Here is a 22,793-nt window from a genome sequence, read left to right on the forward strand (position 1 = left end):
GCTCGACTGCCAACAGGGCGACACAATGCCGGGCCAGGCAAGGCTCGGCATCGGCCTTGTCAGTGCGCCTCGTCCCAGTTCGCCGCCGCGCGGGCATCGACCTGAAGCGGCACACGCAAGGAGAGCGCCGGAGCCGGGGCGTCTTCCATGATGCGCGAGACGAGAGCGATGGTCGGATCGACCTCCTCATCCGGCACCTCGAAGATCAGTTCGTCATGCACCTGCAGCAGCATCCTGGCGCTGAGCTTCGATGAGGAGAGCGCATCTTCCATGCGCACCATGGCGCGGCGGATGATATCGGCGGCGGAGCCCTGAATGGGCGCGTTGATCGCCGCGCGCTCGTAGAAGGACCGCATGTTCGGGTTCTTCGTGTTGACCTCGGGATAATGCGCCTTGCGCCCGAAGATGGTCGTCACATAGCCATCCGCATGGACCTTGCGCTTGGTCTCTTCCATGTAGTCGCGGATGCCGGGGAAGCGCTCGAAATAGGTCTTGATATAGTCGCCCGCCTCGCCGCGCGAGATGCCGAGCTGGTTGGCCAGACCGAAGGCGGAAATCCCGTAGATGATGCCGAAATTGATGGCCTTGGCGCGACGGCGCACCATCGGATCCATGTCCTTGACCGGCACGTTGAAGATTTCCGAGGCCGTCATGGCGTGAATGTCGAGCCCGTCGGCAAAGGCCTTCACGAGCTGCGGGATTTCCGCCATGTGGGCAAGCACGCGCAGTTCGATCTGGCTGTAGTCGGCGGAAAGGAGCTTCATCCCTTCGGGTGCGATGAAAGCCTTGCGGATCTTGCGGCCCGCCTCGGTGCGCACGGGGATGTTCTGAAGGTTCGGCTCGGACGAGGACAGCCGCCCCGTGGTGGTGGAGGCCAGCGAATAGGAGGTGTGGACGCGCCCCGTCTCGGCGTTGATGCGTTTGGGAAGCGTATCGGTATAGGTCGATTTCAGCTTGGAGAGCTGACGCCATTCCACGATCTTGGTGGGCAGCTCATGGCCTTCGGCGGCCAGATCCTCCAGCACCGAGACGGAGGTGGACCAGGCGCCGGTCTTGGTCTTCTTGCCGCCGGGAAGTCCCATCTTGCCGAAGAGAATGTCGCCAAGCTGCTTGGGCGAGCCGACATTGAAATTCTCGCCCGCCAGTTCGTGGATTTCCGCCTCAAGCGCAGCCGCTCCTTGCGCCAGCTCGCCGGACAGGCGCGACAACATCTGCCGGTCGATGCTGACGCCGCGCATTTCCATGCGCGCCAGCACCGGCACCAGCGGACGCTCCAGCGTCTCGTAGACGGTGGTCATGCCTTCGGCCGGAAGCCGGGATTTCAGGACCATCCAGAGCCGCAGCGTGACGTCGGCGTCCTCCGCCGCATAGGCGAGCGCCTTGTCCAGCGCCACCATGTCGAAGGTGATCATCGACTTGCCCTTGCCGCAGACCTCCTCGAACTTGATCGGCGTGTGGCCAAGCCAGCGCTCCGACAACGCATCCATGCCGTTGCCGCCCACAAGGCCCGCATCGAGCGTGTAGGAGAGCAGCATGGTGTCGTCGAAGGGCGCAACCGCGATGCCCGACCGCTTCAGGATCACCCAGTCATATTTCAGGTTCTGCGCGATCTTCAAAACGCTCGGCGCTTCCAGAAGCGGCTTCAGAAGGTCGATCGCCTCCTTCATCGGAATCTGGCCCTCGACGAGCCCGCCACCGCCCAGAAGATCGCCCTCGCCATCGCGGTGGCCCAGGGGGATGTAGCAGGCCTTGCCGGGAGCGGTTGCAAGCGAGACGCCGCAAAGCTCCGCCTGCATGGGATCGAGCGAGGTGGTTTCGGTGTCCACCGCGACATGGCCCGTCTCGAAGGCATCGGCGATCCAGGCCTTCAGCCGCTCCGCATCGCGCACCAGTTCATATCTGGAGGTGTCGAGCGGGATTTTCCGGATTTCGGCGGCGCGCGCATCGGCCAGCGCGCCCGGTGCGCCGCTGGCACGGGACGAGGCGGACGCGCCCGAAGAACCGTCACCGCCCACCTCTTCATGCGCGGCGGCCGGAGCTTCCCAGCCCTTGATGGCAAGCTCGGCGGGGGAGATATCGGCTGCCTCCACACCCGCGACCTCCGCCACGCGACGGGTCAGTGTGGTGAATTCCATGGCCTTCAGGAAGGCCAGGGCTTTTTCGCCGTCGAGCTTGCGCACCTTGCCGTCCGACAGCGGCATCGCCACGGGCGTCTTGGTGTCGAGTTCGACGAGACGGCGGGAAATGCGGGCCTGTTCGGCAAATTCGATCAGGTTCTCGCGCCGCTTCTTCTGCTTGATGCCGTCGGCACCGGCCAGCAGGCTTTCCAGATCGCCGAATTCATTGATGAGCTGCGCCGCGGTCTTGACCCCGATGCCCGGAACGCCGGGGACATTGTCCACGCTGTCGCCGGCGAGCGCCTGCACATCCACGACCTTGTCGGGCGTGACGCCGAATTTCTCGAAAACCTCGGGCTCGGCGATGCTCTTGTTCTTCATGGTGTCGAGCATCGTCACCCTTGGCCCGACAAGCTGCATCAAGTCCTTGTCGGAGGAAATGATCGTGACATCGGCGCCCGCATCCACCGCCTGGTGGGCATAGGTGGCGATGATGTCGTCGGCCTCATAGCCTTCCTGCTCGATGCAGGCGACATTGAAGGCGCGCACCGCATCGCGGATGATGCTGAACTGGGGACGCAGATCTTCCGGCGGCTCGGGCCGCTGGGCCTTGTACTGGTCGTAGATCTCGTTTCGGAAGGTTTTCGACGAGTGATCGAAGACCACCACGATGTGGCTGGGCGTGACGCCTGCAGCCGTTTCGTCCGCCTCCTGCAGGAGCTTCCACAACATGTTGCAGAAGCCCGCAACCGCACCGACAGGCAACCCGTCGGACTTGCGCGTCAGCGGGGGCAGCGCGTGATAGGCGCGGAAGATATAGGACGAGCCGTCGACCAGGAAAACATGGTCGCCAGCCTTGAGGGGGGTGGTGGATTCGCTCGACATGGGCGGATCATGCCCATGCCGGGCTTTCATGGGAAGGGCGAAACCGGCAAGGCGTCGATTTTGCCCGGCAAAGAGCGCCCCTCAGCCTATTCCGCGGGCTGAAGCACGTGTTTCGGCTCGCTCAGACAGGCCCAATGCGGGCGCTTGAAGAGAAAATCGAGCCGGGTGCCGCGCACGATCAGGAAAGCGATGATCGGGCCGACCACGCCGGCAGCCGTCACCAGCACCGCGACCGTGCCCAGATCGAGGAACGGCGCGAATTTCAGAAGCACCGCCCGCGACACGCCCATCGGGAAGAAGAAGGCGAGGTAGATCACGATGGAATTCTGGCCGCAAAAGCGCAGGAAATCCGCATAATTCAACCGCGACAGCAGGGCGGAGACGAGGATCACCGCGCAGGCCCCCGCAGCCCCCAGCGCCAGCGAGACGAAGGGCAGCTGCGAATATCCTGCAAAGACGACGATGCCGTTCATCAGGCCCCAGATCAGGAGGCCGGAAAGCGCCAGGCGCACATTTGACATGGCCCAGGCCGCCAGAGCGAAGACGTGGGGCGCGGCGATGTAGCCGACATAGAAGTAGACGAACCGGCCTGCGAATTCATCGATCAGCACCGAACCGGTGGGGAAGGGCGAGGCGGCTGACGAGGCCCCGGCCGCGTGAACGACTTCCAGAACCACGCCGAGCCCCATCACCACCTGCCAGGGGATTTTCGCGGCCCGCGCGGCCTTCGCAACAACGAAGAAGATCGGCAGCATGTAGATGAACCACAAGGTGCCGAAAGGCTGCCAGAAGGTTTCCAGATAGGCCATGATCGTGCCCTGAACACCCATCTCGCCGACATAGACCGGCGATTTGAGGATGAACTGGATGGCGCACCACAGGACGTAAAAGTAAGCGAAATGGACGACCTTGCGGTCGAGATAGGTCCGCCAGTCACGGTCGATCACATTGGCAAGGAAGAGACCGGAGATCAGAAAGAAATCCGGCATGCGGAATGGGCGGCAGAATTCCACCACATAGGTCATCCAGCCGGTGGCGCCCGCGGCCCGTTCCACACCAAGCGTGGAATGCATCATCACCACCGCGATAATGCAGAAGCCCTTCGCGTAGTCGACCCAGTCGATGCGTCCGCTTGCCATGGTCCTGCCTCTCCCTCTCGTGCGCAGGGACATCGGAAAGACGTCACCTGCGACCAAGGCGGCAAGATACTGCAGATTTTAATTAAAGTCGCCTGACGTAAGGTCTTCGGGCGGCGATTCTTTAAAGAATGATTAACGCGCGCCCTTCACCGGCAAGCAGCCGACATGCCTCAGTTCAGGTGCTTTCCGTTCCACGGCGTGTCCGGATTGCCCGGTTTTCTGCTCCATTCCTCTTCGTCGAGGTCCACCACCGGATCCTGCGGATGGCCGGGACGATGACCCGGATGGCGGCCTGCGGATCCCATCTCCATCACGACAACGTGTCTGGCGACCCCGCGCCAGATGGCGGAGCGAAAGGCGGGGACGAACAGCAGGAAGCCGATGGCATCGGTCACGAAGCCCGGCGTCAGCAGCAGCACACCGGCGACGAGGATCATCGCGCCATGGCCCAGTTCCGCGCCCGGGATGCGTCCGGCTTCGGTCTCGCTGCGGATGCGGGCGAGCAGGGAAAAGCCCTGGTGGCGCAGCAAGGCGGTGCCGATGACGGCGGTGACAAAGATCATCGCCAGCGTCGGGAAAACGCCGATCAGGTCGCCGACCTGAATGAAGACGGCGATTTCGAGGATCGGAATGCCCAGAAGGGCGAGAGGTATCAGCAGTCCTGGTCTCATCGTGCCTCGCAAGTGTTCCCTCGATAGATAGGTTGGCCGCAAGCCCGATGCCAGCCAAAGGTGGCAAAACGCCTGCGCCGAAACGTTGCAAGCCTGTCTTTTCAGGATTTCAGCCCGGATTGGACCGCTTTTTTTGCCAAACTGCACAGGGGGCTTGTGCTAGACGTTGGATGCTGGTTCAAGGGAACCTACATTGTGGGACAAGTCCGGCGACGGAACCTGTGGCAAGATTTGAGCGAAAGCTCATCGGCTCGAAAACGGGCCCGGGCGACAGACTTCCCGCCGTTTATCAGAGACAGCAGAGCCGGTAGCGGGATATGGGTGATTTTTTCGACGTCTACAGCATTATCTTCCTCGTTCTGGCCGTCGTCGTCCTGTTGAAGCTACGTAGCGTCCTCGGCCAGCGTACAGGCAACGAACGTCGGCCCTCCGATCCCTATTCCGAGCGTCGCAGCGAAGCCCCCGGCAAAGAGGACGACGCGGCGGACATGAACGACAACGTGGTCTCGCTGCCCTCGCGCGGCGAGGAGGATGACGAGCACCGCCGCGAAGCCGAAGATCGCCGCCTGGAAAAGGTCGCGCCCGCAGGTTCCGCCCTGAACGAGGCGTTGCGCGCAATCATCTCCTCCGACCGTTCCTTCGAGCCGCGCAATTTCGTCAACGGCGCCAAGGCCGCCTACGAGATGATTGTCACGGCTTTTGCGGAAGGCGACCGCAAGAGCCTGAAGGCTCTGCTCTCGCGCGAAGTCTATGACGGCTTTGTCGCCGCGATCACCGACCGCGAAACGCGCAAGGAAACGGTGTCCTCCACCTTTGTCGGCATCGACAAGGCGGAGATCGTCGAGGCCTCCCTCAAGGACAACATCGCCCAGGTGACGGTGCGCTTCCGCTCCAAGCTGATTTCCGCCACCCGCAACGAGGATGGCGCGATCATCGAGGGCGATCCGAACCAGGTGGTGGATGTGACCGACATCTGGACCTTCTCGCGCGACGTGACCCAGCGCGACCCGAACTGGAAGCTGGTGGCGACCGAAACGGCAGACTGACATGCCTCAGATTCAGGGCCCGCAGGCGAGGCGCGACCATGCGCGGCCTGCGGGCCTTTTCGTTTTCATGGCGCTTCTTGCGGGCAGCCTCCCGGTGGCCGGGAGCCAGCCGGCGGGCGCGCACATGACCAAGGACGGCAGGGCGGCACAGGTGAGCGGGTTCAACGACAGAAACGGGCAGGCTGACGGCGTTCCTTCAAAGGCGACGCCAAGGTCGAAACCTGTTTCCGGCGGCACCTGTTCTTCCAGGACGATCGCGTTCGAATGCCTGTCCGGGTGGGCGAGCGACGACCATCTCGCGGCGCTGAAGGTGTTCGTCGAGGACTGCGACACCGGGCTTGAGCGCATGGCCGCATGGACCGGGAAGCTGGGCGTTTCAGGGGCCGATCTCGCGGCCCTGTGCAAGACGGCGCGCGCCGTTGCGCCCACAAAGCCAGCGGCCAGGGCCTTCTTTGAGGAGAATTTCGTGCCCGTGCGGCTGGGAGAGCCGGGCTTCGTGACCGGCTATTTCGAGCCTGCGGTGGCAGGAAGCCGGGTGCGCAGCGCACGGTTCTCGGTTCCCCTCTACGCAAGGCCTGACGATCTGGTCGCCGTTGACGCGAACCGGCGCGCCGCCGCGCGCAAGGCCGGGCTTTCCCGCGACACCGCCTTTGCCCGCCTGACCGGCGACGGCGCCCTTGTCGCCTATCCCGCGCGCGCCGACATCGAGGCGGGCGCGCTTGCCGGTCGCGGTCTTGAAATCGCCTTCGTGGAAAGCCCGCTCGACGCCTTCTTCATCCATATTCAGGGCTCCGCCCGCCTCCGTCTGCCCGATGGCAGCCTCATGCGGCTCGCCTATGCGGCCAAGAACGGCCAGCCCTATACGGCCATTGGCGGCATTCTCATCGCGCGGGGCGAGATTTCGCGCGAGGCCATGAGCATGGAGACCCTGCGCGCATGGCTGGAAGCGCACCCGGAGGAGGCAAAAGCGCTGATGGCGCAGAACCGCTCCTTCATCTTCTTTCGCGAGATCACGGCAAGCGAAGGCCAGGGGCCGGTAGGGGCGGCGGGGGTTTCGCTTTCACCGGGTCGCTCGCTGGCCGTCGACAGGAAACTCCATGCCTTCGGTACGCCGATCTTCGTGGAGGCCGATCTGCCTGAGCGCGCGGGCGGTGCCTTTTCCCGTCTGATGATCGCGCAGGACACCGGATCGGCCATCGTGGGGCCTGCGCGCGGCGACATCTTTTTCGGAACCGGCGAGGAGGCCGGGCAGATTGCCGGTGAAATCCGCCATGCGGCGCGGTTCACGGTGCTGGCGCCGCGCGGCTCGCGGCTTGCGCGCACTGCGCGTGGGGAGATCGCACAGTGAGCAAGGGCGGGAAACGCGGACGTCCGCTCTCTCCGGAGGAAAAGCACCTGTGGCAGCAGGTGACCCGCACGCTGACGCCGCTGCCCGGACGCAGCCTGCCCCGGGACGATGCGGAGGCGCCCAAGGCACCGGCTGCGCCGGAACCGGAAGAAAAATCCGCCATCAAGCGCACGCAAGTCTCCGCCGCAGCCCTCAGGCCGCCGCCCAGCGTTCCCGCGCTTGCGCCGCTCGATCGCCGCATGCGCCAGAAGGTGGCGCGCGGCAAGACGGATATCGATGCGCGCATCGACCTTCACGGCATGACACAGGATCGCGCCTTCGGCCAGCTGCGCATGTTCCTCGCCAACGCCCAGCTCCACCGGATGCGGCTTGTGCTGGTGATCACCGGCAAGGGCGGCGGGCAGGGCAAGGGCGAAGGCGTGCTCAGGCGTATGGTTCCGCTTTGGCTGGAACGCCCGGAATTCCGCACCATGGTGATCGGTTTCGAACAGGCCCATGTGGGCCATGGGGGCGCAGGCGCGCTCTATGTCCGCATCCGGCGGGCGGATCGCGGAGGCAGGCGATGACCCCGTTCGGCGCGAAGCTGCGCGACATGCGCCGCAAACGCGGCATCACGCTGAAGGAAATGGCGGCGACCCTTCAGGTCTCCAGCGCCTATCTTTCCGCACTGGAACACGGAAAGCGCGGCCGCCCGACATGGTTCATGGTCCAGCGGATCATCACGTTCTTCAACGTGATCTGGGACGAGGCGGAGGAATTGCAGCGCCTTGCCGAGGTCTCCGATCCGCGCATCACGGTGGACACGGCGGGCCTTGAGCCGGAAGCAACCGAGCTTGCCAACCTACTGGCGGCCAAGGTGGGCGGGCTTTCAAAGGAAAGCCTGAACCACCTCATCCACCAGCTTCGCGTGGTCGCCTCAAAGGACGGGGTGTGACGGGAAAGAGCCCGCGAACGGCCTCTGGCGTCGGGAGGCGGGGCGCCTAGAGCGCCGCTTCGATTTCCGCAACCACCGCTTCCGCCGCCGCACGACGATCCGTGGCCCCGGTGATCGGACGACCGCAGACGATAAAGTCCGCGCCCGCGCGGATCGCGTCGCCCGGCGTCTTGATGCGCTTCTGGTCATCGGCGGAAGAGCCCGCGGGCCGCACCCCCGGTGTGACCAGCACCATGTCGGGACCGGCCAGTTCGCGCAAGGCGCTCGCCTCGTGGGCGGAGCAGACAAGGCCGCCCATGCCCGCCGCGCGCGCGGCAATGGCGCGCGACTTCACCAGTTCCGCCGCAGCGCCTGCATAGCCGGCCGCCTTCACGTCCTCGTCGTCCATGGAGGTGAGAACCGTGACCCCCAACAGGCACAGATCCGCACCCTCAAGACCGGCGACGGCTGCGCGCATGGTGCGCGGATAGGCGTGGATCGTGACGAAGGTCATGCCCATCTTCACGATGTTGCGTACCGCTTGCGTGACGGTGTTGTCGATGTCGAGCAGCTTCACGTCGAGAAAGACCTTGTGGCCTTCGCGCGCCAGCTCCTGCGCGAAGTCGAGGCCGCCAGCGAACTGGAGCTGCATGCCGACCTTGTAGACGCCGACGACCCCCTTCGTCTCCTCGACGATGGCGCGGGCCTCCGCGACCGTGGGCACGTCGAGCGGAAGGATCAGCCGGTCGGTCGCATTCCGGGGTTTGAAAGACATCGGCAGGCTCCTCGAATCGGTGTTCGCGCCCATGGTTAGTCCATCTGAGCGGATGAGGGAATCGTTGCGACAGATTATAGAAAGCGCGGCCTGAAGAGGGACGAAATCCTGCGTCCTCGCTGCCGACTTGGCAAAAGCCGCGCTCACGAAACGGCAATGGCTATTTTCTCTGGCTCGCTCGGCTGCTAAGAAGCCCCGTTCCTCGCATTCTGAAGGATGGAAATCGCATGCGCTCCGCCTCGATCACGCGCACCACCAAGGAAACCGACATTCAGGTCTCCGTCGCTCTCGACGGAACCGGGTCCTACGATGTGGAGACCGGCATCGGTTTCTTCGATCACATGCTGGAGCAACTCGCCCGGCATTCGCTGATCGACATCACCGTGCGGGCGGCGGGCGACACGCATATCGATTTCCACCACACGACCGAGGACGTCGGGATCGCGCTCGGCCAGGCGCTGCGCCAGGCGCTGGGCGACATGGCGGGCGTGACGCGCTATGCCGACGTGCACCTGCCGATGGACGAAGCGATGACGCGCTGCGCCATCGATGTCTCCGGCCGCCCCTTCCTGGTGTGGCAGGTGGACTTCTCCCGCGACAAGATCGGCGAATTCGACACCGAGCTTTTCGAGGAGTTCTTCCGCGCCTTCGCGATGAATGCCGGGATCACCCTGCATGTCGCCAATCTCTATGGCACCAACTGCCATCACATCGCGGAAACCTGCTTCAAGGCGGTGGCGCGCGCGTTGCGGGTCGCCATTGCGCACGATCCGCGCCAGGGTGCGCGCGTGCCGTCGACCAAGGGCCGTCTGGGAGACTGACGCGATGACCGTTTACATGGTGATGGCGCCGCCGCCGTCACGCGATCTCGCCAGCGATGCGGAAGACATGGTCTTCATCAAGGAAGGCTTCTGCTGGCCTGCTTTCTTCTTCTCCGCACCCTGGCTGGTGTTCCGCGGGCTGTGGCTGGTGCTGTTCGGCTATCTGATCGCGGCCATCGTCGTGGCGGGCGTCGCCAACGTGATCGGCGGCTATGCGCCGACGGCCGTCGGCATTGCCTTTGCAATCCTGTTCGCGCTGGAAGCCAATTCCCTGCGCCGCTGGACGCTTGAGCGGCGCGGCTGGGATTTCGTCGGCCTCGTCGCAGGCGAAAACCGCGACACCTGCGAAGCGCGCTTTTTCGCCAAGTGGGCGCCGCATGTGGATCACGCGGCGCGACCCAAGCCAGGCGCGGCCCCGGCGGCTGCCGCCACGCCCGACGCGCACGGCGCGCGCGCCGGCGTTGCGCAGACCGGCGCAACAACCCTTCGCCCGTCCACCCCGTCAGACGCGGTGATCGGGCTCTTTCCGGAGGCCACACGATGAGTGTCGCCATTATCGATTACGGGTCCGGCAACCTGCATTCCGCGACCAAGGCCTTTGAGCGCGCCGCGCGCGACAACGGGCTCGACACCGAGATCCTCCTGACCGACGATCCGGATGTGGTGGCGAAGGCCGACCGCGTGGTGCTTCCCGGCGTCGGCGCCTTCGCCGATTGCCGCCGCGGGCTGGCGGCTGTTTCCGGCATGGACGAGGCGCTGGCGGACGCCGTCATCGCCAAGGGCCGCCCCTTTCTCGGCATCTGCGTCGGCATGCAGCTGATGGCGGAGCGCGGGCTGGAATATGAGACAAGCCAGGGGCTTGGCTGGATTGCGGGCGACGTCGTGCAGATGAAGCTTGCCGATCCCGCGCTCAAGATCCCGCATATGGGCTGGAACACGATCAATGTTCCGGCCTCGGGTGCGGTTCACCCGCTGCTCGACGGCATCGCGACGGGTTCTGACGGGCGGCACGCCTATTTTGTCCATTCCTACCATCTGGCCGCGACGCGCCCGGAGGAGGTGGTGGCAACGTTCGATTATGGCGGGACGTTCACCGCAATGGTCGGGCGCGACAACATGGTGGGCACCCAGTTCCATCCCGAAAAGAGCCAGCATCTGGGCCTCGCCCTGATCGCCAATTTCCTGAAATGGAAGCCGTGAGGGGCGAGATGCCCCCGGTTTCCCGCACAATGCGGACCCGTTCATGATCCTCTTTCCCGCGATCGACCTCAAGGGCGGCCAGTGCGTGCGCCTGAAGCTTGGCGACATGGCGCAGGCCACCGTCTTCAACGACGACCCCGGTGCACAGGCCCGCGCCTTTCAGGACCAGGGCTTCGAGTGGCTGCATGTGGTCGATCTTGACGGCGCCTTTGCCGGTGAAAGCCGCAATGGTGAGGCGGTGGATTCCATTCTCGCCTCCACCACCAATCCCGTGCAGCTTGGCGGCGGCATCCGCACCATGGAGCAGATCGACGCCTGGCTGGCAAAAGGCATCCGCCGGGTGATCCTTGGCACGGTGGCCGTGCGGGATCCGGACCTCGTCAAGGCGGCCTGCAAGGCCCATCCGGGCCGCATTGCGGTGGGCATCGACGCCAAGGGCGGCAAGGTGGCGGTGGAAGGCTGGGCGGAAACGTCGGAGCTTACCGCCGTCGATCTGGCGAAACAGTTCGAGGATGCGGGCGTTTCCGCCATCATCTACACCGATATCGACCGTGACGGCGTCTTGAAGGGGCTCAACATCCCCTCCACGCTGGAACTGGCCGAAGCCGTTTCCATTCCCGTCATCGCCTCGGGCGGTCTCGCCTCCATCGAGGATGTGAAGCGGCTTCTGGATCCCGACTGCGCCCGCCTTGAAGGGGCGATTTCCGGCCGGGCGCTTTATGACGGCCGCCTCGATCCGGCGGAAGCCCAGGCGCTGATCAAGGCCGCGCGAGGAAACTGACCATGCTCAAAGCCCGCGTTATCCCGTGTCTCGACGTGAAGGACGGACGTGTCGTCAAGGGCGTCAACTTCGTCGATCTGATCGATGCCGGCGATCCGGTGGAGGCTGCAAAGGCCTATGATGCCGCCGGTGCCGATGAGCTGTGCTTCCTCGACATCACCGCCAGCCACGAGGACCGGGGCATTCTTCTCGACGTGGTGCAGCGCACCGCCGAACAGTGCTTCATGCCGGTGACGGTGGGCGGCGGCGTGCGCACGGTGGAAGATATCCGCGCGCTCCTGAAGGCAGGCGCGGACAAGGCCTCCATCATGACGGCCGCGGTCAATGACCGGCAATTCGTGCGCCGGGCGGCGGAGAAATTCGGCAACCAGTGCATTGTCGTGGCCATCGACGCCAAGCGGGTCACCGAGCCGGGGGCAGAAGCCCCGCGCTGGGAGATCTTCACCCATGGCGGACGCAAGCCCACGGGCATCGATGCGGTGGAATATGCCCAGGAAGTGGTGGAGCTGGGCGCAGGCGAGCTGCTGCTCACCTCCATGGATCGCGACGGTACCAAGATCGGCTTCGACATAGAGCTGACCCGCACCATCGCGGATTCCGTTCCCGTGCCGGTGATCGCGTCCGGCGGCGTCGGCACGCTCGATCACATGGTGGAAGGCATCCGCGACGGACACGCCACGGCGGTGCTGGCGGCCTCGATCTTCCACTTCGGGACCTATACGATCGGCGAAGCAAAACGCTACATGGCGGACGCGGGAATTCCGATGCGCCTCGACGCCGACAGAGAATTATCCTAAAGGACGCCTCGCAAGCGCTCGGGTAGGGGTTTATGACCATGGGTCAGGCACCCGGCCCGCAACGCATGACGGCGAATTGACCAGGGCCAGCCATGTCGACTTTTACGCTGAACGATCTCGCCCGCATCGTGGCGACGCGCGCGCATTCGGGGGATCCGGGCTCCTACACCGCCAAGCTGATGGCAAAGGGCGTTTCGAAATGCGCCCAGAAGCTGGGCGAGGAAGCCGTGGAAACGGCGATCGCGGCGGTTGAAGGCGACAGGGACGGGGTCGCCAGCGAGGCGGCTGACCTGCTGTATCACCTTTGCGTCCTTCTGGAAGCGAGCAACGTGCCTCTTGACGAGGTCATGGAGAAACTCGCAGGACGTACGGGACAGACGGGTCTGGAGGAGAAGGCGTCGCGCAAGGCCGAGTAAACGGGACTTGCATGACGCGACGAGGATTGCCGGCATCTTGTCGCCGGCCGCGGATCGACCCTCTGGCCGATCTCACGGTTCTTCCGGAAGGACAGCGCATGCGCTGCGGTTGGGCCTGAACTGCAGGATCGGGTTGGAGCGCGCCGGATTGGCGCGGTGATTGTATGGACGAGATTTTTCCGGCGGAGCTTTCGCCTTACAGGACCTTTTCCGAAGCCGAGTGGGCGGGCCTTCGCGCCGATACGCCCATGACGCTGAGCGAGGAGGAGGTGGTTCGTCTACAGAGCCTCAACGACCCGGTGTCGCTGGCGCAGGTGGAGAGCATCTACCTGCCGCTGTCGCGCCTGCTCTCCTTTTACGTGGAGGCGATGCAACATGTGCATCTGGCCTCCAACCGCTTTCTCGGCAGCCGCGACACGATGGTGCCCTATCTCATCGGTGTGGCGGGCTCCGTTGCGGTCGGCAAATCCACCACCGCGCGCCTGTTGCAGGCGCTTCTGGCGCGCTGGCCGGCCAGCCCCAAGGTGGATCTGATCACCACGGATGGCTTTCTCTATCCCAACGCCACCCTTGAGCGCGACGGCCTGATGCGCCGCAAGGGCTTTCCGGAAAGCTACGACCTGCCGGAGCTGCTGCGGTTCCTGTCCGAGATCAAGGCCGGACGCCGCAATGTGCGCGCCCCCGTCTATTCCCATTTCTATTACGATGTGATGCCGGGCCAGTCGGTCTATATCGACCGGCCGGACATCCTGATCGTGGAAGGGTTGAACGTGCTGCAGACATCAAAGCTGCCGCGCGACGGCAAGGCCGTGCCTTACGTGTCCGACTTCTTCGACTTCTCCGTCTATATCGACGCGGATATCCCGGTTCTGCACAACTGGTACGTGGAACGGTTCATGCGGCTGCGCGAAACCGCTTTCCGCGACGAAGGCTCCTACTTCCACAAATATTCCAAGATCAGCGACAGGGACGCCCTGGAGATCGCGCACGATCTTTGGACCAATATCAACCTGGAAAACCTGGTCGAGAACATCCTGCCCACCCGTCCGCGCGCCGACCTGGTGTTGACCAAGGCAGCCAATCACACCATCGAGCGGGTGGCGCTGCGCAAGATCTGAGACGCCGCGCGGCGGGCAAGCGCAGGGCGCGCGCCAGCGGGCAGCGGGCAGCGGGCAGCGCAAAGATAAAAAAGACCCGCCGGTTTCGTTCCGGCGGGTCTTTCGCGATTTCAGGGACAGCTGTGGGGCCGTTCAACCCGCTTTGCGGGAGACCTTGCCCAGGAATGTCGACACGTTCTTGTTCAGGACGTCGGCCTCGCGCTTCAGCTCGCCAGCCGCCTTGCCAACCATTGTAACCGCCTCGTTGGTGATCTGGGCCACGGAGGAAACCCCCTCGATATTGGCCGAAACGGCCTGTGTGCCGGAGGCGGCTTCCTGGATGTTGCGCGCGATTTCAGAGGTGGCGGCCCCCTGTTCTTCCACCGCCGCGGCAATCCCGGAAGTGATGTCGTTGATCTGGTTCACGGTGCCAGTGATGGTTGCGATGGCGGAAACGGCCTGCTCGGTCTCGCCCTGAATGGAGGCGATCTGTGCCGCGATATCCTCCGTCGCGTTGGATGTCTGGGTGGCGAGTTCCTTCACCTCTTCGGCCACGACCGCGAACCCACGGCCCGCCTCACCCGCGCGCGCGGCCTCGATCGTCGCGTTCAACGCCAGAAGGTTGGTCTGTTCCGCAATGGCCCGGATGAGACTGACCACTTCGCCGATGCGCGTGGCCGCTTCCGAAAGGCCCTTGATGCGAACGTTGGTGCTGTCCGCCTGATCGGCCGCCTTTGCAGCGATTTCACTGGAATTTGCGACCTGACGGGAGATTTCCGACACCGAGGCGGCGAGTTCTTCCGCTGCCGAAGCCACGGTTTCCACGTTGGTGGAGGCTTCCACCGCCGCGCTTGCGACCGCACAGCTCTGCGTCGTGGTCTGTTCCGCCCCGGCGTTGAGGCTCGTGGAGGCGCTCTGAAGGCTATCCACCGAGGTGGCGATGGTTTTCAGGAGCGCGGCCATCTGGTCCTGGAAGGTCTGCGCAGCCGCTTCGAACTCATGGCCGCGCTGGGTTTCGCGTTCCAGGTCTTGAAGGCGCGCCTCTTCCGCGGCATGGCGCTGGCGTTCGTTTCGCGCAAGGACGGCCAAGGCCTTGCTCATCGCGCCAATTTCATCGCCGCGCGCAGGATCGAGCCCCTGCAACGAGCGGATGTCGAGCTCGGTATTGCCGCCCGCCAGCTCGCCCATCGCGACGGTCAGCGAGTGAAGCGGCCTTGTGACCGACCGCATGACCGCAAAGGCCATGGCGAAAGCGATGGCGGCAGCGATCAGACCCAGAACAATCAACAGGCGTGCGCTTTCCCAGAACTTCGCCGATATGTCGGCGAGGGGAACTGCGGCCGAGAAGGCCCAGTCCCAAGGCTTGAAGCTCCGGCTCAGATGGGTGTCATCCTGCGCGGTGGCATGCGCGGCCGCCCCTTCGAAAAGCCGGACACTGGCCCCCGCACCGTCGCCAATTTCATCCAGCAACGCGCGCGCATATGCCGACGCGTCGGATTTGCTCATGGCTCCGGCCTGGACACGCCCTTGGAAGAACCGCGCAACGGTGCTGGACACGTTCAGCGCGTTTTCCGCGCGCGTAGAACGCTCCTGCACCAACTCGTCGTGCAGTGCGCCAAGGGACATGGCTGACAAGAAACAGCCAATAATGGCAAGCGTCAGGACTGGAAACCAGACCTTCTTGCCGATAGCAAACTTATCGAGAGACATTTTGGGGAGGACTCAAGTTAGGGGGAAGTTAAGCCCGGAACCTCCTCCCTCGCAATTAACAAGCTGTTAACGTCCCAATCGAATAGAAGTAAATTTTGTAAATATACGTTTCTCTTACTGTTCCGCGACGTCATAAATATTGCCGCTTTGAAAAATTAGAAATAGTAAATTCTGTTCCTTTCTCTGTATTTTTGGCAATCTAAAGCGCTTTACCGCCTTGCTTTCGCCCAAGAAAAAACCCGCCGGATCGCTCCGGCGGGTGGTTCTCTTCAACACTTGCGCGTGCCTCAGGCAGCATCGGACCTGTTGATGGTTTTGAGGAACACGCCCACCTCTTCACGCAAGACGTTTGCTTCGCGTTCCAGATCCATCGAAGCCTGCGCAACCATGGTTGCCGCCTCGTTGGTGATCTGGGCCGCGCTCGACACGCCCACGATGTTCTCCGAGACGTCCTGCGTTCCGCGCGAGGCTTCCTGAACGTTGCGGGCGATCTCGGTCGTGGCCGCACCCTGCTGTTCGACGGCAGCCGCGATCCCGGATGTGATGTCGTTGATCCGGTTCACCGTTTCGGTGATCTCCACAATCGCCGTCACAGCCTGCTGCGTTTCGCCCTGGATGGAGGAAATCTGGGAGGAGATTTCCTCGGTCGCCTTGGAGGTCTGGTTGGCCAGCTCCTTCACTTCCGCGGCCACGACCGCAAAGCCCTTGCCGGCTTCGCCCGCGCGCGCCGCCTCGATGGTGGCGTTGAGGGCAAGAAGGTTGGTCTGCTCCGCAATCGCCTGAATGAGGCTGACCACCTCGCCAATACGTGTTGCGGCATCGGACAGACCCTTGATCCGCACATTCGTGCTGTCTGCCTGATCGGCGGCCTGGGACGCGATTTCGCTGGAGGAGGACACCTGACGGCTGATTTCGGCAACCGATGCGGCCAGTTCCTCGGCTGCCGAGGCCACCGTCTCCACATTGGCGGAGGCTTCGGCAGCGGCGCCCGATACGGCCTTGCTCTGGCTGGTGGTCTGCTCGGCACCCGCATTCAGGTTCGTCGAGGCGTTCTGCAGGTTGGAGACGGAAGACGCGATGGTCTCAAGCAGCGCGCCCATCTGACCCTCAAAGGTCTGCGAGACGGTCTGGATTTCCTGCGCGCGCTTGCGATCCTGCTCAAAGCGCGTGGCGTGTTCCTGTTCAAGCTCGCGGCGCTTGCGCTCATTGTCCAGGAAGACGTTCATCGCGCCGGCCATGGCCCCGATTTCGTCGCCGCGACCGGCTCCCTCGACCTCGATCTCGGTATTGCCGTCGGCGAGTTCCAGCATGCGCTCGGTCAGGCTCTTGATCGGTCTGGACAGGTTGCGGATCGCCGCGAAGGCGATGCCGAAGGCCAGGAGCCCGCCGACGGCACAGATGGCAATGATCTGGAGGGCGTTGGACCAGAACGTCGCTGCGATATCATCGATGTAAACGCCCGTGCCGAACACCCAGCCCCAGGGCTTAAAGGACTGTGCCCAGCTCAGCTTCGGCAGCGGCACATCTCCGCCCTTGCGCGTGACGTAATAGGGGACGGTCCCGCCGCCGGCGCGGGCGGCTGCCAGCATCTCGCGGACCTGATACTTGCCCTTGGCATCCTGCGTGTTGCTCGCGTCCTTGCCTTCCAGAGACGCCTTAGAGGAGACGATGCGGACGCCGTCTGTCCCATAGACAAAGACGTAGTTGTCCCCGTCGTATCGCATGTCGCGGATGGCATCGTGCGCCGCCGCCTGGGCCTGCTCCCGGGTGAGTTCTCCCGCCTCTTCCAGTTTGTTGAAGTGGGCAGCAAGCGAGATCGCCATATTCACGGCGGTGCGCGTCTTGTCGACACGCTCTCCGTAAAGAGCACTGTTCAGCGAAGAAAGAGAGAAGGTTGCGAGGACGACGATGAGCGCAGCAAGTGTGACCACCGGAACCCAGATCTTGATGCCGATACCGAATTTATTCAGGGACATTCTGGTTTGCCTGCTTGATAGAAGAACCTGAATGAATCAGAAACCTTCCGAGTTAAATATGCGTGAAAAATCGGAACCAACTTTCCATACATATTTACGCTGCGTCAGCTGAATACTATTATTACTTAAATATCCTGTCTTTATAAAACATCTACTGACTTTCAAGCTCTTCTGCCGTTGCGGTTCTTTCGGGACTGGATACGTTCTAAACGCACAGTCAGGTCATAAAGACCGAACTTGGCGCAGGCCCCCGGTCTTCGTGACCAGATCAATGGGAAAGAGGCCGAAAGGGTCCGCGAAAGACATGCCGCCCCTGTCGGTTGGGGCTTGCATTTCTTCCGCGCTTTGCAGCCAATCCCGCCTGATTTATGGACCCCACGCCGGGGAACAGGCCTTGCGGGGCTCCGTGGCAAGACTCAGGACCGAAGCCCTCCGGCGAGAGGGTCACAATCACGCGCCTCTCGGCCGTGGTTCGGCTCAACAAAAAACCCGCCGGATTGCTCCGGCGGGTTCTTCGCCCCAACGCACGTGCACCCCTTAGGCGGCGTCGGACCTGTTGATGGTTTTGAGGAACACGCCCACCTCTTCACGCACGAGGTTGGCCTCGCGTTCCAGACCCGCCGAAGCCTCCGCAACCACGGAGGCCGCGTCGTCGGTGATCTGGGCCGCGCTCGACACGCCCACGATGTTCTCCGAGACGTCCTGCGTGCCGCGCGAGGCTTCCTGAACGTTGCGGGCGATCTCGGTCGTGGCCGCCCCCTGCTGTTCGACGGCAGCCGCGATCCCGGACGTGATGTCGTTGATCCGGTTCACCGTTTCGGTGATCTCCACAATCGCCGTCACAGCCTGCTGCGTTTCGCCCTGGATGGAGGAAATCTGGGAGGAGATTTCCTCGGTCGCCTTGGAGGTCTGGTTGGCCAGCTCCTTCACTTCCGCGGCCACGACCGCAAAGCCCTTGCCGGCTTCGCCCGCGCGCGCCGCCTCGATGGTGGCGTTGAGGGCGAGCAGGTTGGTCTGCTCGGCAATCGCCTGAATGAGGCTGACCACCTCGCCAATGCGGGTTGCGGCATCGGACAGACCCTTGATGCGCACATTCGTGCTGTCTGCCTGATCGGCGGCCTGGGACGCGATTTCGCTGGAGGAAGAGACCTGACGGCTGATTTCGGCAACCGATGCGGCCAGCTCCTCGGCCGCCGAGGCCACCGTCTCCACATTGGCGGAGGCTTCGGCAGCGGCGCCCGACACAGCCATGCTCTGGCAGGTCGTCTGCTCGGCGCCCGCCTTGAGGTTCGAGGACGCATTCTGCAGGTTGGCAACCGACTGACCCACGGTTTCCATCAGACTTCCCATCTGGCCTTCGAAGTGGCGCGAGATTGTCTGGATTTCCTGCGCGCGCTTGCGATCCTCCTCGAAGCGTTCGGCCTGTTCCCGTTCAAGCGTGCGACGCTTGCGCTCGGTGTCCACGAAGACCTTCATAGTCTTCGCCATCGCGCCGATTTCGTCAGATCGGTCGTCACCTTCGATCTGCATCTCGGTGTTGCCCTCGGCCAGGCTCTGCATGTGACCGGTCATCTGCGCAATCGGAACGGTCACGTTGCGGATTGCAGCGAAAGCAACCGAATAGGCGAAGAGACCACCGACCAGCCCGACGCCGATGACAAGGAAAGCGTTGTTCCAGAATGTGGCGCTGATGTCATCGACGAAGACACCGGTGCCCAACACCCATCCCCAGGGCTCGAAAACTTCGCTCCATGAGGTCTTGGGGGAGGTCACGGTGGCACCGGGCCGGTTCCAGTAATAGGTGGCCGGGCCACCTCCGGCCTTCGCGGCATTGATGATGTCACGAATATAGTAGTTGCCGAGCTTGTCCTGCCGGTCAATGACGACCTTGCCCACTTCCTCCGGCTTCAGCGGCAGCAGAATGTAACGCCCCTCGGCCGTGAAACCGAAAACGTAATTGTTTCCGTCGAAACGGAGCATGTTGAGAGCTTCAAGCGCAGCCTGGGTGGCCTCCTCGTGGGTCAGCTCCCCGGACTGTTCCTTTTCATAGTAGCCCTGAACGATCGATTCAGCCGTATGGACCACGACCTTCGTCATGTTCCGGCGCTCTTCGTAAAGCGACCCGTCGAGTGTGTACAAGAAAACGGATGACAGACCGACGCATAGCACCGTGAGCATAAGAACTGGAAGCCAAACCTTAACGCCGATCTTGAGTTTATTGAGGATCATGGTCGTTGCCTGCATGCCGAGTGTAAATATCGACCATCCTCACCATGGGCTATTAACAGGATGTAAAGTGTATAATACACCTTTATACATGCCAGCTACTTCAGACAAAGATATTATCTTCAAATAGATTGGTGTATTCGCTGTCCAGATTATTGCGGACAAGTTATATTTATACCTGCGTGTTAAATATAATTCCTTCCGCATTAATCGTATATTTAAATCTATAGACAGAAATAGCAGACAGCAGCCCCTAACGGCCAATGATGACTAAGTACTTATTCTTATGTCGATTTCTTGTATACATAAGTGACAAGGTCTCCCTCACCTCGGATTCATGAATTGGAATACATCCCTATGCCGTTGGGGTATCTCAGACGGAGTGGGCGTTCATGGTCGCCAAACGCCACCTTCGACATCAAAAAAATATTTTAAAAAATAATTTGACCGGACTTTCTGGTGCTCCCAAGGCACAAAAAGACGGAGCGGAACACGCCTCTGGGTCAGCCGGTTCCTTGCCCGATCTCCCATCTCACCGACCACAATGCGGGCCCCTTCCGGCCTTGCGGTACTGCTTTCTGTTTGCTGAGCGGATTGCGAAAATTACCGGTTGCCGGGCGCAAACCGGGCGCTCTGGAGCGCTCAGGGGCGCGTGGATGCCCTCGTCGCGCCAGGGCGCAAAGCAAGATGCCTGTGGCATGCCTGAGGGATAATGCCCGGTTACCGAGTGGAACGGCCATCAATTCCACCATGAGTACTTGGCTCTCGGCGACATCCAAGTCGTCGCGCCAGATCGTCGCAAGCGGGGCCGGGATTCCTTGCGTTCCCCCCAGATAGTTTTGATGTTTAGTATAATTTTTACAGTGGATTAATTTCTATACATCAGGAATTGCCAATCGCAATCCCTCTAAGGGCAAAATGTCATGAATCTGAGCAAGTTGAATATCGGCTTGAAGATCTGGATCCCGATTATCACCGTCGCGGTCCTTGCGATCATCATCGCGATCTACAGCCTTTACGAAATGCAATCCGTGCTGATGAAAGAGCGGATTGCAAAGATGCGCAATATCGTGGAAGCCTCAACTACGATCGCGAAACACTACAAGGACTTGGAAGATTCTGGCGTCCTCACCCATGAAGAGGCCACAAAGCAGGCGCGCGACACCATTCGCGCCATCCGCTTCGATCAGAACAATTACGCCTTTGCTTACAGTGAAGAGGGCGTTCGCCTCATTTCGCCCGACCCCACCCGCGAAGGCGTTGCCGCTCTGGATGCTCAGGACAAGAAGGGCACCTTCTACATTCCCGACCTTATCGCCCGCGCGAAAGAGGGTGGTGGCAAGACCAGCTACTACTGGACCCGCGTCGGCGGAACCGAGCCCTTGGAGAAGGTCGCGTGGACAGCCTATTTCCAGCCCTGGGGCTGGGTCCTTGGCGCAGGCGCCTATGTGGACGATGTTCAGGACGCCTTCATCTCGCAGGCGATAAAACTCCTGACGCTCGCCCTGATCGGCGGCGGCCTTGCCGGCATTGCCGCGGTGCTCGTGATCCGCAACGTCACCAGGCCGCTCAAGGCCCTCACCGGCGACATGCTTGAGCTCGCGCAAGGCAATATCGAGATCGAAGTCGAGGGAGCCGGACGCGGCGACGAGATCGGCGCAATGGCGGGCGCCATGTCCATCTTCGTTGGAAACGAGCAAAAGCGGCGTGAACTTGAGGCAACGCAGCAAAAACACAACGAAGAGGAAAAGAAGCGGGCCATCGAGATCCAGGCGCTGTCCCAGGAATTCGAAGGGCAGATGGGCTCCCTGCTTGAGACCATCGCGTCTTCCGTATCCAACCTGCAGAGTGCTTCGGCGAACCTGAACGCGGGGGCCGAGCAGACCACGAGCCAGAGCCGGGCGGTTGCCGGCGCGGCGGCAGAAGCCTCCTCGAACGTGGAAACCGTGGCCTCGGCCGCAGAAGAACTCGCCACCTCCGTTGCCGAAATCAGCCGGCAGGTCGCCTCTTCCAACGAAATCGCGACCCAGGCCTCGTCGCAGGCCAATGCCACGAACGAACGCATCGTCGGCCTGTCGGATGCCGCGAGCCGCATCGGCGAGGTCATCGGCCTCATCCAGGCGATCGCGGAACAGACCAACCTGCTCGCCCTCAACGCCACCATCGAGGCGGCACGTGCCGGTGAGGCTGGGCGCGGCTTTGCGGTGGTTGCCGCGGAGGTCAAGGAACTCGCCAATCAGACGTCCAAGGCAACAGAGGAAATCTCCTCCCAGATTTCCTCCATCCAGAACGAAACCCAGCAGGCGGTTGGAGCGATCAGCGAGATCACCCAGACCGTGAACCGGATCAACGAGATCACCTCCGGCATCGCCGCCGCCGTCGAGCAGCAGGGTGCGGCAACGACCGAGATCGCCCGCAACGTGCAGGAGGCCTCCAACGGCACCCGTGAGGTTTCGGTGAATATCGAAGGCGTTTCCAGCGCCGCCGAGGTCACCAATGAAGCTGCTTCCACGGTCTATGACGCCTCCCAGGCGCTGGAAAACGAAGCCCGCGTCCTGCGCGAGCGGGTCTCCAGCTTCCTGTCGGGTATCAAGACCAACGTTGCCTGACTATCCTCCCTGTTCCCCGGGGCACCGATCATCGCCCCGGGGGCAGACACCAACGCTCCGACCAACGGACCGTTGCCAGAACCGGACTTGAAACCCCCGGAACGGGACATGAGAACCAAAGAGCCGCCGTTTCCTTGCCCGGAAACGGCGGCTCTTCGCGTTTGTGGCGGCGCGAAGCGGTCATCGGAGAAGCTCTCCACACGCACCTGCGCACAGCGGGGGGCAACAGCCCTGCGCAGGAAGAACGGACAGGCTCATGATCGGGC

The 22,793-nt window shown here is 62.6% G+C and carries 19 protein-coding genes; 12 read left to right on the plus strand and 7 right to left on the minus strand.

Annotation, left to right across the window (positions count from 1 at the left end; all coding sequences use genetic code 11):
- Positions 1-59 precede the first annotated feature (59 nt).
- From polA to ABGM93_RS13825, 3 genes are all read right to left on the minus strand, one after another.
- Positions 60-3,002 carry a DNA polymerase I gene (gene polA, locus ABGM93_RS13815; protein WP_321500340.1) on the minus strand — a complete coding sequence of 981 codons (2,943 nt, stop codon included), beginning with the start codon at positions 3,000-3,002 and terminating at the stop codon, positions 60-62.
- 86 nt (positions 3,003-3,088) lie between these two features.
- The gene (locus ABGM93_RS13820) at positions 3,089-4,141 is read right to left on the minus strand and encodes an acyltransferase family protein (RefSeq protein ID WP_321500342.1); all 1,053 of its coding nucleotides are present in this window, start codon (positions 4,139-4,141) and stop codon (positions 3,089-3,091) included.
- 170 nt (positions 4,142-4,311) lie between these two features.
- Positions 4,312-4,812, minus strand: a complete 501-nt coding sequence (locus ABGM93_RS13825) for an FxsA family protein (RefSeq protein WP_321500344.1) — start codon at positions 4,810-4,812, stop codon at positions 4,312-4,314.
- A 317-nt stretch (positions 4,813-5,129) separates the two neighbouring features.
- Here ABGM93_RS13825 and ABGM93_RS13830 point away from each other — a divergent pair, with 317 nt between their 5' ends.
- From ABGM93_RS13830 to ABGM93_RS13845, 4 genes are read left to right on the plus strand one after another with little or no spacing between them, the layout of a single operon-like run.
- Positions 5,130-5,858, plus strand: coding sequence for a Tim44/TimA family putative adaptor protein (locus ABGM93_RS13830; RefSeq protein ID WP_321500346.1), 729 nt, complete (start codon positions 5,130-5,132; stop codon positions 5,856-5,858).
- Between the two features lies 1 nt (position 5,859).
- A complete protein-coding gene (locus ABGM93_RS13835) occupies positions 5,860-7,206 on the plus strand; it encodes an MltA domain-containing protein (protein ID WP_321500348.1) in 1,347 nt (448 codons plus the stop codon).
- Positions 7,203-7,772 (plus strand): Smr/MutS family protein, encoded by a 570-nt coding sequence (locus ABGM93_RS13840; RefSeq protein ID WP_321500350.1) that lies wholly within the window; start codon positions 7,203-7,205, stop codon positions 7,770-7,772. The genes ABGM93_RS13835 and ABGM93_RS13840 overlap by 4 nt, the downstream gene beginning before the upstream one ends.
- Positions 7,769-8,140 carry a helix-turn-helix domain-containing protein gene (locus tag ABGM93_RS13845; protein WP_319774803.1) on the plus strand — a complete coding sequence of 124 codons (372 nt, stop codon included), beginning with the start codon at positions 7,769-7,771 and terminating at the stop codon, positions 8,138-8,140. Before ABGM93_RS13840 ends, ABGM93_RS13845 begins: the two co-directional genes overlap by 4 nt.
- A 46-nt stretch (positions 8,141-8,186) precedes the next feature.
- On the opposite strand, the gene pyrF is transcribed toward ABGM93_RS13845, so the two are convergent.
- Positions 8,187-8,894, minus strand: a complete 708-nt coding sequence (pyrF, locus tag ABGM93_RS13850) for an orotidine-5'-phosphate decarboxylase (protein WP_321500352.1) — start codon at positions 8,892-8,894, stop codon at positions 8,187-8,189.
- Positions 8,895-9,121: 227 nt separating this feature from the next.
- Here pyrF and hisB point away from each other — a divergent pair, with 227 nt between their 5' ends.
- From hisB to coaA, 7 genes are all read left to right on the plus strand, one after another.
- Positions 9,122-9,715: an imidazoleglycerol-phosphate dehydratase HisB gene (gene hisB / locus ABGM93_RS13855; RefSeq protein ID WP_319774801.1), complete on the plus strand. Its 594-nt coding sequence runs from the start codon at positions 9,122-9,124 to the stop codon at positions 9,713-9,715.
- Between the two features lie 4 nt (positions 9,716-9,719).
- Positions 9,720-10,259 carry a DUF2628 domain-containing protein gene (locus ABGM93_RS13860; protein ID WP_321500355.1) on the plus strand — a complete coding sequence of 180 codons (540 nt, stop codon included), beginning with the start codon at positions 9,720-9,722 and terminating at the stop codon, positions 10,257-10,259.
- A complete protein-coding gene (gene hisH, locus ABGM93_RS13865) occupies positions 10,256-10,915 on the plus strand; it encodes an imidazole glycerol phosphate synthase subunit HisH (protein WP_321500357.1) in 660 nt (219 codons plus the stop codon). Before ABGM93_RS13860 ends, hisH begins: the two co-directional genes overlap by 4 nt.
- 43 nt (positions 10,916-10,958) lie before the next feature.
- Entirely contained in the window at positions 10,959-11,696 is a 738-nt protein-coding gene (gene hisA, locus ABGM93_RS13870; RefSeq protein WP_321500359.1) for a 1-(5-phosphoribosyl)-5-[(5-phosphoribosylamino)methylideneamino]imidazole-4-carboxamide isomerase, read from the plus strand.
- 2 nt (positions 11,697-11,698) lie between these two features.
- A complete protein-coding gene (gene hisF / locus ABGM93_RS13875; RefSeq protein WP_321500361.1) occupies positions 11,699-12,493 on the plus strand; it encodes an imidazole glycerol phosphate synthase subunit HisF in 795 nt (264 codons plus the stop codon).
- 92 nt (positions 12,494-12,585) lie between these two features.
- Positions 12,586-12,909: a phosphoribosyl-ATP diphosphatase gene (locus ABGM93_RS13880; protein ID WP_319774797.1), complete on the plus strand. Its 324-nt coding sequence runs from the start codon at positions 12,586-12,588 to the stop codon at positions 12,907-12,909.
- Between the two features lie 164 nt (positions 12,910-13,073).
- Positions 13,074-14,027 (plus strand): type I pantothenate kinase, encoded by a 954-nt coding sequence (coaA, locus tag ABGM93_RS13885; protein ID WP_319774796.1) that lies wholly within the window; start codon positions 13,074-13,076, stop codon positions 14,025-14,027.
- Positions 14,028-14,159: 132 nt separating this feature from the next.
- Here the strand turns inward: coaA and ABGM93_RS13890 are convergent, their stop codons facing one another.
- The 3 genes from ABGM93_RS13890 to ABGM93_RS13900 form a co-directional block, all read right to left on the minus strand.
- Positions 14,160-15,716 carry a methyl-accepting chemotaxis protein gene (locus ABGM93_RS13890; RefSeq protein WP_321500363.1) on the minus strand — a complete coding sequence of 519 codons (1,557 nt, stop codon included), beginning with the start codon at positions 15,714-15,716 and terminating at the stop codon, positions 14,160-14,162.
- A gap of 287 nt (positions 15,717-16,003) precedes the next feature.
- Positions 16,004-17,692, minus strand: coding sequence for a cache domain-containing protein (locus tag ABGM93_RS13895; protein ID WP_321500367.1), 1,689 nt, complete (start codon positions 17,690-17,692; stop codon positions 16,004-16,006).
- 537 nt (positions 17,693-18,229) lie between these two features.
- On the minus strand, positions 18,230-19,789 hold the full coding sequence (locus ABGM93_RS13900) for a cache domain-containing protein (protein WP_321500370.1): 1,560 nt from the start codon (positions 19,787-19,789) through the stop codon (positions 18,230-18,232).
- 1,052 nt (positions 19,790-20,841) lie between these two features.
- On the opposite strand from ABGM93_RS13900, the gene ABGM93_RS13905 reads away from it, so the two are divergent.
- On the plus strand, positions 20,842-22,527 hold the full coding sequence (locus tag ABGM93_RS13905; RefSeq protein ID WP_321500373.1) for a cache domain-containing protein: 1,686 nt from the start codon (positions 20,842-20,844) through the stop codon (positions 22,525-22,527).
- Positions 22,528-22,793: the final 266 nt, after the last annotated feature.

This window comes from Breoghania sp. (assembly GCF_963674635.1).
GTDB lineage: Bacteria > Pseudomonadota > Alphaproteobacteria > Rhizobiales > Stappiaceae > Breoghania.